Origin of the sequence: Vibrio toranzoniae, from assembly GCF_024347655.1 — a bacterium.
Classification (GTDB): Bacteria; Pseudomonadota; Gammaproteobacteria; order Enterobacterales; family Vibrionaceae; genus Vibrio; species Vibrio toranzoniae.
Genome location: NZ_AP025514.1, coordinates 2,733,730 through 2,749,607 on the forward strand (window position 1 = coordinate 2,733,730; position 15,878 = coordinate 2,749,607).

Below are 15,878 nucleotides of genomic sequence, written 5' to 3' on the forward strand. Positions count from 1 at the left end.
CAACAGAAAGATAATGAATTGACTGTGCTCTTTTTGGTTTTCACTTTAAAAAGTAAAATCAAACAGCTCAAGGCTGTACCAAATTGAATTGGTCACTCAGTTCATTGAAATCAATTTGTTACCGAAGTAACTGTTACTACCTAAGTAATAACGTTTTGATATTCATCAACGAGTGCCCACACAGATTGATAGGTTTAAATTGTTAAAGAGCGTGTTCTCTAAAAAGAGAACGCTTTCAGTGCCTTAGCACGTAAGCAGGACGCGTATAATACGCTTTCCACTTTGAAAGTCAACATAAAACACTAAGAAAACTTAGAACTCTATGGTGACTTGTCTACTAAGTAGACAAAGTCGAACTTTTTGTCTTCACTTTTAAAAAGTGAAAACATAAATAAGAGCCTGGCGATGTCCTACTCTCACATGGGGAAACCCCACACTACCATCGGCGCTATTGTGTTTCACTACTGAGTTCGGCATGGAATCAGGTGGGTCCACAATGCTATGGTCGCCAAGCAAATTTGGTTAATTGACGCCTCAGCGACAATTAATAATTCGGAAAACTGATTTAAAAGTCTATCTCTTCAAACTCATTCAAGCGTTTGGTATTGCTTTGAGTCCACAAAACCCCTTGGGTGTTGTATGGTTAAGCCTCACGGGCAATTAGTACAGGTTAGCTCAATGCCTCGCAGCACTTACACACCCTGCCTATCAACGTCGTAGTCTACGACAACCCTTTAGGACACTTATAGTGCCAGGGAAAACTCATCTCAAGGCTCGCTTCGCGCTTAGATGCTTTCAGCGCTTATCGATTCCGAACGTAGCTACCGGGCAATGCCATTGGCATGACAACCCGAACACCAGAGGTTCGTCCACTCCGGTCCTCTCGTACTAGGAGCAGCCCCTTTCAATTTTCCAACGCCCACGGCAGATAGGGACCGAACTGTCTCACGACGTTCTAAACCCAGCTCGCGTACCACTTTAAATGGCGAACAGCCATACCCTTGGGACCGACTTCAGCCCCAGGATGTGATGAGCCGACATCGAGGTGCCAAACACCGCCGTCGATATGAACTCTTGGGCGGTATCAGCCTGTTATCCCCGGAGTACCTTTTATCCGTTGAGCGATGGCCCTTCCATTCAGAACCACCGGATCACTATGACCTGCTTTCGCACCTGCTCGAATTGTCATTCTCGCAGTCAAGCGGGCTTATGCCATTGCACTAACCACACGATGTCCAACCGTGTTTAGCCCACCTTCGTGCTCCTCCGTTACTCTTTGGGAGGAGACCGCCCCAGTCAAACTACCCACCAGGCACTGTCCGTAACCCCGATTCAGGGGCCAACGTTAGAACATCAAAACTACAAGGGTGGTATTTCAAGGACGACTCCATCACATCTAGCGACGCAATTTCATAGTCTCCCACCTATCCTACACATGTAGGTTCAATGTTCAGTGCCAAGCTGTAGTAAAGGTTCACGGGGTCTTTCCGTCTAGCCGCGGGTACACTGCATCTTCACAGCGATTTCAATTTCACTGAGTCTCGGGTGGAGACAGCGTGGCCATCATTACGCCATTCGTGCAGGTCGGAACTTACCCGACAAGGAATTTCGCTACCTTAGGACCGTTATAGTTACGGCCGCCGTTTACCGGGGCTTCGATCAAGAGCTTCGACCGAAGTCTAACCCCATCAATTAACCTTCCGGCACCGGGCAGGCGTCACACCGTATACGTCATCTTACGATTTTGCACAGTGCTGTGTTTTTAATAAACAGTTGCAGCCACCTGGTATCTGCGACTCTCGTCTGCTCCATCCGCAAGGGACTTCACTGATAAGAGCGTACCTTCTCCCGAAGTTACGGTACCATTTTGCCTAGTTCCTTCACCCGAGTTCTCTCAAGCGCCTTGGTATTCTCTACCCGACCACCTGTGTCGGTTTGGGGTACGATTCCTTACAATCTGAAGCTTAGAGGCTTTTCCTGGAAGCATGGCATCAATGACTTCACACCCGTAGGTGCTCGACATCGTATCTCAGCGTTAGTAGCGGTCCGGATTTACCTAAACCACCCGCCTACATACTTGAACCTGGACAACCGTCGCCAGGCCCACCTAGCCTTCTCCGTCCCCCCATCGCAATTGTAAGAAGTACGGGAATATTAACCCGTTTCCCATCGACTACGCCTTTCGGCCTCGCCTTAGGAGTCGACTTACCCTGCCCCGATTAACGTTGGACAGGAACCCTTGGTCTTCCGGCGAGGGAGTTTTTCACTCCCTTTATCGTTACTCATGTCAGCATTCGCACTTCTGATACCTCCAGCAGCCCTTACAGACCACCTTCAACGGCTTACAGAACGCTCCCCTACCCCACGCACCCTAAGGTACGTAGCCGCAGCTTCGGTGTATAGCTTAGCCCCGTTACATCTTCCGCGCAGGCCGACTCGACCAGTGAGCTATTACGCTTTCTTTAAATGATGGCTGCTTCTAAGCCAACATCCTGGCTGTCTGAGCCTTCCCACATCGTTTCCCACTTAGCTATACTTTGGGACCTTAGCTGGCGGTCTGGGTTGTTTCCCTCTCCACGACGGACGTTAGCACCCGCCGTGTGTCTCCCGGATAGTACTTACTGGTATTCGGAGTTTGCAAAGGGTTGGTAAGTCGGGATGACCCCCTAGCCTTAACAGTGCTCTACCCCCAGTAGTATTCGTCCGAGGCGCTACCTAAATAGCTTTCGGGGAGAACCAGCTATCTCCAGGTTTGATTGGCCTTTCACCCCTAGCCACAAGTCATCCGCTAATTTTTCAACATTAGTCGGTTCGGTCCTCCAGTTGATGTTACTCAACCTTCAACCTGCCCATGGCTAGATCACCTGGTTTCGGGTCTAATCCTAGCAACTGTACGCCCAGTTAAGACTCGGTTTCCCTACGGCTCCCCTAAACGGTTAACCTTGCTACTAAAATTAAGTCGCTGACCCATTATACAAAAGGTACGCAGTCACACCACGAAGGTGCTCCTACTGCTTGTACGTACACGGTTTCAGGTTCTATTTCACTCCCCTCACAGGGGTTCTTTTCGCCTTTCCCTCACGGTACTGGTTCACTATCGGTCAGTCAGTAGTATTTAGCCTTGGAGGATGGTCCCCCCATATTCAGACAGGATATCACGTGTCCCGCCTTACTCGATTTCACTGATGATGATGTGTCGGTTACGGGGCTATCACCCTTTACTGCGCCACTTTCCAGAGGCTTCACCTGCATCATTAAAAGCTTAAGGGCTAATCCAATTTCGCTCGCCGCTACTTTCGGAATCTCGGTTGATTTCTCTTCCTCGGGGTACTTAGATGTTTCAGTTCCCCCGGTTTGCCTCCTGTTGCTATGTATTCACAACAAGATACGTGCTTATGCACGTGGGTTTCCCCATTCAGAAATCCCAGACTCAAAAGGTTATTACTACCTAATCTGGGCTTATCGCAAGTTATTACGTCTTTCATCGCCTCTGACTGCCAAGGCATCCACCGTGTACGCTTAGTCACTTAACCATACAACCCGAAGAAGTTTCGTGTTGATGTCAAATCACCAAGGTTTTTGGTTGTCATCAAAGAAGGGTTAATTCTTGATGACTGTTTGCCGGACTCAATTTACTTTTTGTTTCCACTTTTTAATAAAAAGTAGAATCAAAAAATGAACAATCATTTCTGATTATTCGAATACAAGACACTTGAATGTGTTTGTTGTGTTTATACTGTTCTTATTAAATAAGAGCAGATAAACATTGAGAACTTTTAAATTTGATTAACTTAACCACAGCCTTGAGCTGTTTGATTTCACTTTTTAAAGTGAAAACCAATTAAGTAATCAGTCAGCTTTCCAAATTGTTAAAGAGCTTGATTCAACTTCTATTAAAAGAAGGGAACCATTTTTAAAGATTCTTAGGGAAAAACCCTTAAAGATGGTGGAGCTATGCGGGATCGAACCGCAGACCTCCTGCGTGCAAGGCAGGCGCTCTCCCAGCTGAGCTATAGCCCCATCTAGGTCGATATTGGTGGGTCTGAGTGGACTTGAACCACCGACCTCCCGCTTATCAGGCGAGCGCTCTAACCAGCTGAGCTACAGACCCAATATCGTCTCTTAACTTTTCTAAACCTAATCAATCTGTGTGGACACTCATCGTCAATATCTTCGTATAAGGAGGTGATCCAGCCCCAGGTTCCCCTAGGGCTACCTTGTTACGACTTCACCCCAGTCATGAACCACAAAGTGGTAAGCGTCCTCCCGAAGGTTAGACTACCTACTTCTTTTGCAGCCCACTCCCATGGTGTGACGGGCGGTGTGTACAAGGCCCGGGAACGTATTCACCGTGACATTCTGATTCACGATTACTAGCGATTCCGACTTCATGGAGTCGAGTTGCAGACTCCAATCCGGACTACGACGCACTTTTTGGGATTCGCTTACCATCGCTGGCTCGCTGCCCTCTGTATGCGCCATTGTAGCACGTGTGTAGCCCTACTCGTAAGGGCCATGATGACTTGACGTCGTCCCCACCTTCCTCCGGTTTATCACCGGCAGTCTCCCTGGAGTTCCCGACATTACTCGCTGGCAAACAAGGATAAGGGTTGCGCTCGTTGCGGGACTTAACCCAACATTTCACAACACGAGCTGACGACAGCCATGCAGCACCTGTCTCAGAGCTCCCGAAGGCACTCCTGCGTCTCCGCTGGATTCTCTGGATGTCAAGAGTAGGTAAGGTTCTTCGCGTTGCATCGAATTAAACCACATGCTCCACCGCTTGTGCGGGCCCCCGTCAATTCATTTGAGTTTTAATCTTGCGACCGTACTCCCCAGGCGGTCTACTTAACGCGTTAGCTCCGAAAGCCACGGCTCAAGGCCACAACCTCCAAGTAGACATCGTTTACGGCGTGGACTACCAGGGTATCTAATCCTGTTTGCTCCCCACGCTTTCGCATCTGAGTGTCAGTATCTGTCCAGGGGGCCGCCTTCGCCACTGGTATTCCTTCAGATCTCTACGCATTTCACCGCTACACCTGAAATTCTACCCCCCTCTACAGTACTCTAGTTCACCAGTTTCAAATGCAGTTCCGAGGTTGAGCCCCGGGCTTTCACATCTGACTTAATGAACCACCTGCATGCGCTTTACGCCCAGTAATTCCGATTAACGCTCGCACCCTCCGTATTACCGCGGCTGCTGGCACGGAGTTAGCCGGTGCTTCTTCTGTTGCTAACGTCAAGAGATAGCGCTATTAACGCTACCCCCTTCCTCACAACTGAAAGTACTTTACAACCCGAAGGCCTTCTTCATACACGCGGCATGGCTGCATCAGGCTTGCGCCCATTGTGCAATATTCCCCACTGCTGCCTCCCGTAGGAGTCTGGACCGTGTCTCAGTTCCAGTGTGGCTGATCATCCTCTCAGACCAGCTAGGGATCGTCGCCTTGGTGAGCCATTACCTCACCAACTAGCTAATCCCACCTAGGCATATCTTGACGCGAGAGGCCCGAAGGTCCCCCTCTTTGGCCCGTAGGCATCATGCGGTATTAGCCATCGTTTCCAATGGTTATCCCCCACATCAAGGCAATTTCCTAGGCATTACTCACCCGTCCGCCGCTCGACGCCCATTAACGCACCCGAAGGATTGTTAGTGTCGTTTCCGCTCGACTTGCATGTGTTAGGCCTGCCGCCAGCGTTCAATCTGAGCCATGATCAAACTCTTCAATTTAAAGTTTTGATTACCTAAATTAATAGGTGTGACTCAACGAATACTGACTTCAAAACTATTCTTTATAAATAAAGAGTGTAATTTTAAAGCTATTATCTTTCCAACAGAAAGATAATGAATTGACTGTGCTCTTTTTGGTTTTCACTTTAAAAAGTAAAATCAAACAGCTCAAGGCTGTACCAAATTGAATTGGTCACTCAGTTCATTGAAATCAATTTGTTACCGAAGTAACTGTTACTACCTAAGTAATAACGTTTTGATATTCATCAACGAGTGCCCACACAGATTGATAGGTTTAAATTGTTAAAGAGCGTGTTCTCTAAAAAGAGAACGCTTTCAGTGCCTTAGCACGTAAGCAGGACGCGTATAATACGCTTTCCACTTTGAAAGTCAACATAAAACACTAAGAAAACTTAGAACTCTATGGTGACTTGTCTACTAAGTAGACAAAGTCGAACTTTTTGTCTTCACTTTTAAAAAGTGAAAACATAAATAAGAGCCTGGCGATGTCCTACTCTCACATGGGGAAACCCCACACTACCATCGGCGCTATTGTGTTTCACTACTGAGTTCGGCATGGAATCAGGTGGGTCCACAATGCTATGGTCGCCAAGCAAATTTGGTTAATTGACGCCTCAGCGACAATTAATAATTCGGAAAACTGATTTAAAAGTCTATCTCTTCAAACTCATTCAAGCGTTTGGTATTGCTTTGAGTCCACAAAACCCCTTGGGTGTTGTATGGTTAAGCCTCACGGGCAATTAGTACAGGTTAGCTCAATGCCTCGCAGCACTTACACACCCTGCCTATCAACGTCGTAGTCTACGACAACCCTTTAGGACACTTATAGTGCCAGGGAAAACTCATCTCAAGGCTCGCTTCGCGCTTAGATGCTTTCAGCGCTTATCGATTCCGAACGTAGCTACCGGGCAATGCCATTGGCATGACAACCCGAACACCAGAGGTTCGTCCACTCCGGTCCTCTCGTACTAGGAGCAGCCCCTTTCAATTTTCCAACGCCCACGGCAGATAGGGACCGAACTGTCTCACGACGTTCTAAACCCAGCTCGCGTACCACTTTAAATGGCGAACAGCCATACCCTTGGGACCGACTTCAGCCCCAGGATGTGATGAGCCGACATCGAGGTGCCAAACACCGCCGTCGATATGAACTCTTGGGCGGTATCAGCCTGTTATCCCCGGAGTACCTTTTATCCGTTGAGCGATGGCCCTTCCATTCAGAACCACCGGATCACTATGACCTGCTTTCGCACCTGCTCGAATTGTCATTCTCGCAGTCAAGCGGGCTTATGCCATTGCACTAACCACACGATGTCCAACCGTGTTTAGCCCACCTTCGTGCTCCTCCGTTACTCTTTGGGAGGAGACCGCCCCAGTCAAACTACCCACCAGGCACTGTCCGTAACCCCGATTCAGGGGCCAACGTTAGAACATCAAAACTACAAGGGTGGTATTTCAAGGACGACTCCATCACATCTAGCGACGCAATTTCATAGTCTCCCACCTATCCTACACATGTAGGTTCAATGTTCAGTGCCAAGCTGTAGTAAAGGTTCACGGGGTCTTTCCGTCTAGCCGCGGGTACACTGCATCTTCACAGCGATTTCAATTTCACTGAGTCTCGGGTGGAGACAGCGTGGCCATCATTACGCCATTCGTGCAGGTCGGAACTTACCCGACAAGGAATTTCGCTACCTTAGGACCGTTATAGTTACGGCCGCCGTTTACCGGGGCTTCGATCAAGAGCTTCGACCGAAGTCTAACCCCATCAATTAACCTTCCGGCACCGGGCAGGCGTCACACCGTATACGTCATCTTACGATTTTGCACAGTGCTGTGTTTTTAATAAACAGTTGCAGCCACCTGGTATCTGCGACTCTCGTCTGCTCCATCCGCAAGGGACTTCACTGATAAGAGCGTACCTTCTCCCGAAGTTACGGTACCATTTTGCCTAGTTCCTTCACCCGAGTTCTCTCAAGCGCCTTGGTATTCTCTACCCGACCACCTGTGTCGGTTTGGGGTACGATTCCTTACAATCTGAAGCTTAGAGGCTTTTCCTGGAAGCATGGCATCAATGACTTCACACCCGTAGGTGCTCGACATCGTATCTCAGCGTTAGTAGCGGTCCGGATTTACCTAAACCACCCGCCTACATACTTGAACCTGGACAACCGTCGCCAGGCCCACCTAGCCTTCTCCGTCCCCCCATCGCAATTGTAAGAAGTACGGGAATATTAACCCGTTTCCCATCGACTACGCCTTTCGGCCTCGCCTTAGGAGTCGACTTACCCTGCCCCGATTAACGTTGGACAGGAACCCTTGGTCTTCCGGCGAGGGAGTTTTTCACTCCCTTTATCGTTACTCATGTCAGCATTCGCACTTCTGATACCTCCAGCAGCCCTTACAGACCACCTTCAACGGCTTACAGAACGCTCCCCTACCCCACGCACCCTAAGGTACGTAGCCGCAGCTTCGGTGTATAGCTTAGCCCCGTTACATCTTCCGCGCAGGCCGACTCGACCAGTGAGCTATTACGCTTTCTTTAAATGATGGCTGCTTCTAAGCCAACATCCTGGCTGTCTGAGCCTTCCCACATCGTTTCCCACTTAGCTATACTTTGGGACCTTAGCTGGCGGTCTGGGTTGTTTCCCTCTCCACGACGGACGTTAGCACCCGCCGTGTGTCTCCCGGATAGTACTTACTGGTATTCGGAGTTTGCAAAGGGTTGGTAAGTCGGGATGACCCCCTAGCCTTAACAGTGCTCTACCCCCAGTAGTATTCGTCCGAGGCGCTACCTAAATAGCTTTCGGGGAGAACCAGCTATCTCCAGGTTTGATTGGCCTTTCACCCCTAGCCACAAGTCATCCGCTAATTTTTCAACATTAGTCGGTTCGGTCCTCCAGTTGATGTTACTCAACCTTCAACCTGCCCATGGCTAGATCACCTGGTTTCGGGTCTAATCCTAGCAACTGTACGCCCAGTTAAGACTCGGTTTCCCTACGGCTCCCCTAAACGGTTAACCTTGCTACTAAAATTAAGTCGCTGACCCATTATACAAAAGGTACGCAGTCACACCACGAAGGTGCTCCTACTGCTTGTACGTACACGGTTTCAGGTTCTATTTCACTCCCCTCACAGGGGTTCTTTTCGCCTTTCCCTCACGGTACTGGTTCACTATCGGTCAGTCAGTAGTATTTAGCCTTGGAGGATGGTCCCCCCATATTCAGACAGGATATCACGTGTCCCGCCTTACTCGATTTCACTGATGATGATGTGTCGGTTACGGGGCTATCACCCTTTACTGCGCCACTTTCCAGAGGCTTCACCTGCATCATTAAAAGCTTAAGGGCTAATCCAATTTCGCTCGCCGCTACTTTCGGAATCTCGGTTGATTTCTCTTCCTCGGGGTACTTAGATGTTTCAGTTCCCCCGGTTTGCCTCCTGTTGCTATGTATTCACAACAAGATACGTGCTTATGCACGTGGGTTTCCCCATTCAGAAATCCCAGACTCAAAAGGTTATTACTACCTAATCTGGGCTTATCGCAAGTTATTACGTCTTTCATCGCCTCTGACTGCCAAGGCATCCACCGTGTACGCTTAGTCACTTAACCATACAACCCGAAGAAGTTTCGTGTTGATGTCAAATCACCAAGGTTTTTGGTTGTCATCAAGAAGGGTTAATTCTTGATGACTGTTTGCCGGACTCAATTTACTTTTTGTTTCCACTTTTTAATAAAAAGTAGAATCAAAAAATGAACAATCATTGCTGATCATTCGAATACAAGACACTTGAATGTGTTTGTTGTGTTTATGCTGTTCTTATTCACTAAGAGCAGATAAACATTGAGAACTTTTAAATTTGATTAACTTAATCACAGCCTTGAGCTGTTTGATTTCACGTTTTAAAGTGAAAACCAATTAAGTAATCAGTCAGCTTTCCAAATTGTTAAAGAGCATAAAGCAAAAAGCTTTAATCAATAACTTACGTTATTAATTAAAGCTCTGGCTTTAACTAAATCTAAACCATCAATCTGTGTGGACACTCATCGTGACTATCTTCGTATAAGGAGGTGATCCAGCCCCAGGTTCCCCTAGGGCTACCTTGTTACGACTTCACCCCAGTCATGAACCACAAAGTGGTAAGCGTCCTCCCGAAGGTTAGACTACCTACTTCTTTTGCAGCCCACTCCCATGGTGTGACGGGCGGTGTGTACAAGGCCCGGGAACGTATTCACCGTGACATTCTGATTCACGATTACTAGCGATTCCGACTTCATGGAGTCGAGTTGCAGACTCCAATCCGGACTACGACGCACTTTTTGGGATTCGCTTACCATCGCTGGCTCGCTGCCCTCTGTATGCGCCATTGTAGCACGTGTGTAGCCCTACTCGTAAGGGCCATGATGACTTGACGTCGTCCCCACCTTCCTCCGGTTTATCACCGGCAGTCTCCCTGGAGTTCCCGACATTACTCGCTGGCAAACAAGGATAAGGGTTGCGCTCGTTGCGGGACTTAACCCAACATTTCACAACACGAGCTGACGACAGCCATGCAGCACCTGTCTCAGAGCTCCCGAAGGCACTCCTGCGTCTCCGCTGGATTCTCTGGATGTCAAGAGTAGGTAAGGTTCTTCGCGTTGCATCGAATTAAACCACATGCTCCACCGCTTGTGCGGGCCCCCGTCAATTCATTTGAGTTTTAATCTTGCGACCGTACTCCCCAGGCGGTCTACTTAACGCGTTAGCTCCGAAAGCCACGGCTCAAGGCCACAACCTCCAAGTAGACATCGTTTACGGCGTGGACTACCAGGGTATCTAATCCTGTTTGCTCCCCACGCTTTCGCATCTGAGTGTCAGTATCTGTCCAGGGGGCCGCCTTCGCCACTGGTATTCCTTCAGATCTCTACGCATTTCACCGCTACACCTGAAATTCTACCCCCCTCTACAGTACTCTAGTTCACCAGTTTCAAATGCAGTTCCGAGGTTGAGCCCCGGGCTTTCACATCTGACTTAATGAACCACCTGCATGCGCTTTACGCCCAGTAATTCCGATTAACGCTCGCACCCTCCGTATTACCGCGGCTGCTGGCACGGAGTTAGCCGGTGCTTCTTCTGTTGCTAACGTCAAGAGATAACGCTATTAACGTTACCCCCTTCCTCACAACTGAAAGTACTTTACAACCCGAAGGCCTTCTTCATACACGCGGCATGGCTGCATCAGGCTTGCGCCCATTGTGCAATATTCCCCACTGCTGCCTCCCGTAGGAGTCTGGACCGTGTCTCAGTTCCAGTGTGGCTGATCATCCTCTCAGACCAGCTAGGGATCGTCGCCTTGGTGAGCCATTACCTCACCAACTAGCTAATCCCACCTAGGCATATCTTGACGCGAGAGGCCCGAAGGTCCCCCTCTTTGGCCCGTAGGCATCATGCGGTATTAGCCATCGTTTCCAATGGTTATCCCCCACATCAAGGCAATTTCCTAGGCATTACTCACCCGTCCGCCGCTCGACGCCCATTAACGCACCCGAAGGATTGTTAGTGTCGTTTCCGCTCGACTTGCATGTGTTAGGCCTGCCGCCAGCGTTCAATCTGAGCCATGATCAAACTCTTCAATTTAAGATTTTGTGACTCAACGAATACTGACTTCAAAACTATTCTTTATAAATAAAGAGTGTAATTTTAAAGCTATTACCATTCCAACAGAATGGTAATGAATTGACTGTGCTCTTTTTGGTTTTCACTTTAAAAAGTAAAATCAAACAGCTCAAGGCTGTACCAAATTGAATTGGTCACTCAGTTCATTGAAATCAATTTGTTACCGAAGTAACTGTTTTATCTAACGATAAAACGTTTTGATATTCATCAACGAGTGCCCACACAGATTGATAGGTTTAAATTGTTAAAGAGCTTCTCTTCGTTGTGATTTACATCACTTCGGAAGAGGCGGCCATTCTAGCTATTTAATTCTCAGTGTCAAACACTTATTTGGAATCAATTTCCACTTTTTAAAAGTAGAAGCGAGTCATCGCTTAAAGCTAGTTGCCTTACTAACATTCTTCGCTGAAGCCTTGTGGCATCTACCGTGTCAGTGAGGCGGCATTATAGAGATGCAGTTCTTATTGGCAAGCATAAAATGCGTTTTTTATTAAAAAAATAGGTTAAGTGAAGACATTTCAATCAAGGGCTTATTTATACCACTTTTAACCCAAGTTTCGAACAAGTTACCCACAACACCCTGTGGGTAACTACTCACCATTATCAAAAAAGTAGGATAAACGAGCCCTTGGGTTTAGATATTCTCTAACTTGTTCCGGTAACTTGCTTGGATGAACGGCATTGACAATTTTTATCTCTTTAGTAAAGAGGTCAATGATCGGGGCTTGGGTTCTTGGAACGCTAGGATCATAGATCAGTACATTCGGATAAAGCATGTGTTTGGCATTAACAGAAATCACAATCCCAATTGATTCATTTGAAAGCTGCACCACTGTACCCGGTGGATACACTCCCATAAACTTGACTAACAGGCTCAAATTGTCCTGACTATATAGATGTTTGCAATTCTTATACAAATGAGACAGTGCTAGGTAAGGAATCTTCTGTTGAGGTTGCCCTCTACCATGACAAAGGTTGTCGAAGGCATTAGCCACTGCGACTATTTTAGCGAATTCATCAATCTCCCCTTCCGTTAACCCTTCTGGGTAACCTGAACCATCATTCATTTCATGGTGCTGACCGATTACCTTCTTCGCACTGTCAGGAAAATCATCAATCCCCGCTACTATATCCACACCGTATTTAGTATGAAGCTTTAAATAGTTTTCTTCCGGTACCGTCAACGCAGTCTGTTTTCTTAAGATAGCCGTCGGTATTTTTATTTTACCTATATCGTGAAATAACGCAGCAAAGGAGAGAGCTTTCAATTGTTGAGTATCGAACCCTTTAGCCTTACCTATCATTAATGCAACAACAGAAACATTCAATGTATGAAAGTAGAGATCATCAAAGTCCACTTTAGCATTCATAAGATGCAGGGTGACGTTATCATCACTCACGAGTGTTTCGACAATATCGTCAACAAGAGCCTTTATCTCCCCTACCGCATCTAAAGGACGATTACGAATCTTGGTCATAATTGAACGCATACGAGCAAGCGAACGTTCGAACTCTTTCTCACAATGGCTTACTCTGCGGCGGTAAGAACTTAGAGTTTCAATACGCTCATGTTTATCTTTCCACATTCTTTCCGTTTCAAGACTTACCTGTAAATCAGTATCAAGGACTTGCTCACTCACGTGGTTAACAGGTAAGGGAGATGTGTCGCTTTGGTTCGGGTTTATATAGACATGCTTAATCCCAAGATGTCGAATGACTTTTACTTGGGCGTCATCTTTGATTTTAAAGCTGTTGAGTAGAAATGGGTGTTCATTCCATTTTACTGGGAGTCGTATATGTAGACCGGGCTGAATGCGATCTACGGTAATCTTTATGCTGCCCATTTTTATATAGTATTGATTAATAATCTCTACGTATAATTCTAATAAAACCAAGCAGTAATTTCACTATCCAATTTCAGAGGTTTAATTTAAAGAATCGCAATGTATCATCCAACGTATACCAAACTTATCTTCAACCTTACCAAACCGAGATCCCCAAAAAGTATCCGCTAGTGGAGTCATCACACGCCCACCCTGCTTAAGATTTTCAAAGATTTGCTCTTGAGTCGTGGTGTCTTCAGTAACAAGAGAGAGTGCAAGGTTATTCCCTTCGAGTTCTCTTGCCTTAACACCATCAGACATCATGAGCTTCATACCAAACGCTTCAAACTCAGCATGCATCACCCAATCAGGTTGAGCCCCCTCAACTACCTGTGGCGCATCACTAAAAAGTTGCTTCGATAAAACCACACCACCAAAACACTTATGATAAAAACACAATGCTTCATTACAACGGCCATCAAAAAACAAGTAAGGGGTTACTGTCAGCATATATCTCTCCTTTGTTATTTATTTAAACATAGACAATAGAAGAAAGAATGACAGGTAACATTCTGATTTAAGATAATTAATTTTTTAAGAAATGGAATTACGAAGGAAAACAGTACAAGTTCAGAATGAAACAGCAAGATCTAACTGATTGAAAAGCGCTTCTACCGTGAATGGAACGGTAAGCTTTCCATCATGGAAATACAACAAAGCCCCGACAGAAGTCGAGGCTTTATCATTTAAATATGGTACCGGTAGGCGGACTTGAACCGCCACGCCCGAAGGCAACGGATTTTGAATCCGTCGTGTATACCAATTTCACCATACCGGCATTATCTTGAGGCGTTGCCCTTTCGATGCTTGGCATTATACGTATGCGAACTGATGTGGCAAGTATAAAAACTTGAATTCATGTGTGTTTGCCGATAATTTCGCCACTAAGTCATAAGCTGTGCGTTATGTCTCTTTTCACGCTAAGCCTTAAACTATATTCTGACGCCTCAATTTTTGAAGAAGTAATAACACCATGACATCAACAAACACTCTGCCACCAGCAGGAGTAATGCGCCGATTTGGTGCCTTGTTCTATGACGCTCTTATCGTAATCGCTATTGAAATGTTGGCAGCTGGCGTTATTGTCGCTCTGCTGCACGCTCTAATGGCTCTTGGTATTTTTAACCATAGCGGATATGCAGATGTTAGTGACTTCTTAACAAACCATCCGATTTGGAGCCCAGCGTATACTTTTTACTTAGTCGTGGTTTGGGTTTACTTCTTTGTGTTCTTCTGGACAAGAGCAGGACAAACTCTGGGAATGAGAGCCTGGAAGCTACGCGTTCAAAACAAAGACGGTTCAGCTATTACAGTAACTCAGGCGCTGATTCGTTTAGGTACTTCAGGTTTTGGATTGGCAAACCTATGTGTTCCATTCGATCCACAAAAGCGTGGTTTTCACGATATCTGGGCAAAGACCGAAGTCGTTGTGTTACCACAAGCACGATAGCGTGATTTAAGTTAGCTCTAATCAAGATCAAAAAAGGAAGGCGTTATACCTTCCTTTTTTCTATTTACAGTTTCCGCCTCAAGAGCATGACTGCTATTCCGAGGAATACTACACTCGGGGCTAGCGCACCAAAAGCGGGGGGAATTTGATAAACCAAACTCACAGGACCAAAAAACTCACTGGATATATAGAAAGTAAAACCAGCGATAACACCAGAAAGAATCCTAGCCCCCATGGTCACACTACGTAGAGGGCCAAAGATAAACGACAATGCCATCAACATCATAACCGCTATCGAAATAGGCTGAGTTATCTTTCGCCATAACGCCAGTTCATAGCGTGACGCATCTTGCTCTGACGCCTTCAGATAAGATACATAATCATACAACCCACTTAAAGATAGCTCTTCAGGCTTAACCGTAACAATCGCAAGTTTATCTGGGGCAAGAGATGTCTGCCATGAATATGTAGGGAGGCTTTCTTTGGAAATCTGGAGCTCATTTTCGAAAGATGTGATCTCGACATCGTTCATTGTCCAAACGTTATCTCCAACGTAATCGACCTCTTCAGAATATATCGCCGTCTTAAGTGCTTTGTTTTCATCAAAGCGCCACATGTTCAAACCATATAGCTTTTCATCGTCAATTTTGACAACAAATATAAAGTCATTGGCATCACGCGCCCATACCCCGCTTTGAGTGGAAATAATATTACCACCCGCAATCGATATAGTTCTTAAGTCGCGAGCCATTTTTTGTGCTTGAGGCGCTCCCCATTGACCAAGAAGAGTCACGACAACCATTAGTGGAATCGCGGTCTTGAGTACTGATAAGCCAATATCTAACTTAGAGAAACCCGCAGCCTGCATCACCACTAATTCAGAACTTGCAGCAAGCATACCTAATCCAATCAATGCACCAAGTAATGCCGCCATTGGAAAGAACATTTCTATATCACGAGGAACACTCAATAAAACGAAATACAGCGCTTGTAATAAATCATAGGTACCACGACCAACCTTTCTCAGCTGCTCTACATACTTGATAATCCCAGAGAGACCAACAAACGTCACCAATACCAGCGACGTCGTTGCGATGATGGTTCTGCCTATATATAAATCGAGAATCTTAAACACG

Annotated in this window: 4 protein-coding genes, 3 tRNA genes and 6 rRNA genes; 1 reads left to right on the plus strand and 12 read right to left on the minus strand. The window is 46.5% G+C overall.

Annotated features, from left to right (window positions below; translation table 11 throughout):
• Positions 1–397: 397 nt before the first annotated feature.
• From rrf (OCU50_RS12345) to OCU50_RS12395, 11 genes are all read right to left on the minus strand, one after another.
• A 5S ribosomal RNA gene (rrf, locus tag OCU50_RS12345) occupies positions 398–513 on the minus strand.
• A gap of 126 nt (positions 514–639) precedes the next feature.
• Positions 640–3,533: ribosomal RNA gene (locus OCU50_RS12350) — 23S ribosomal RNA — on the minus strand.
• A gap of 411 nt (positions 3,534–3,944) precedes the next feature.
• Positions 3,945–4,020 (minus strand) — tRNA-Ala (locus OCU50_RS12355).
• A gap of 14 nt (positions 4,021–4,034) precedes the next feature.
• Positions 4,035–4,111: transfer RNA gene (locus tag OCU50_RS12360), tRNA-Ile, on the minus strand.
• A gap of 67 nt (positions 4,112–4,178) precedes the next feature.
• Positions 4,179–5,731: ribosomal RNA gene (locus OCU50_RS12365) — 16S ribosomal RNA — on the minus strand.
• Positions 5,732–6,229: 498 nt separating this feature from the next.
• Positions 6,230–6,345: ribosomal RNA gene (rrf, locus tag OCU50_RS12370) — 5S ribosomal RNA — on the minus strand.
• A 126-nt stretch (positions 6,346–6,471) separates the two neighbouring features.
• Positions 6,472–9,365 (minus strand): 23S ribosomal RNA (locus tag OCU50_RS12375).
• Between the two features lie 452 nt (positions 9,366–9,817).
• Positions 9,818–11,370 (minus strand): 16S ribosomal RNA (locus OCU50_RS12380).
• The 16S, 23S and 5S rRNA genes sit together here with 2 tRNA genes alongside, the layout of an rRNA operon.
• A gap of 629 nt (positions 11,371–11,999) precedes the next feature.
• On the minus strand, positions 12,000–13,253 hold the full coding sequence (locus OCU50_RS12385) for a cyclic di-GMP phosphodiesterase (RefSeq protein ID WP_060468807.1): 1,254 nt from the start codon (positions 13,251–13,253) through the stop codon (positions 12,000–12,002).
• Positions 13,254–13,334: 81 nt separating this feature from the next.
• On the minus strand, positions 13,335–13,742 hold the full coding sequence (locus OCU50_RS12390) for a VOC family protein (RefSeq protein WP_060468662.1): 408 nt from the start codon (positions 13,740–13,742) through the stop codon (positions 13,335–13,337).
• A 243-nt stretch (positions 13,743–13,985) separates the two neighbouring features.
• Positions 13,986–14,070: transfer RNA gene (locus OCU50_RS12395), tRNA-Leu, on the minus strand.
• A 195-nt stretch (positions 14,071–14,265) separates the two neighbouring features.
• Between OCU50_RS12395 and OCU50_RS12400 the strand changes: the two genes are divergently transcribed.
• Positions 14,266–14,742 (plus strand): RDD family protein, encoded by a 477-nt coding sequence (locus tag OCU50_RS12400; RefSeq protein ID WP_017055298.1) that lies wholly within the window; start codon positions 14,266–14,268, stop codon positions 14,740–14,742.
• A gap of 64 nt (positions 14,743–14,806) precedes the next feature.
• Here the strand turns inward: OCU50_RS12400 and lptG are convergent, their stop codons facing one another.
• Positions 14,807–15,877, minus strand: a complete 1,071-nt coding sequence (gene lptG / locus OCU50_RS12405) for an LPS export ABC transporter permease LptG (RefSeq protein ID WP_060468663.1) — start codon at positions 15,875–15,877, stop codon at positions 14,807–14,809.
• Position 15,878 lies beyond the last annotated feature (1 nt).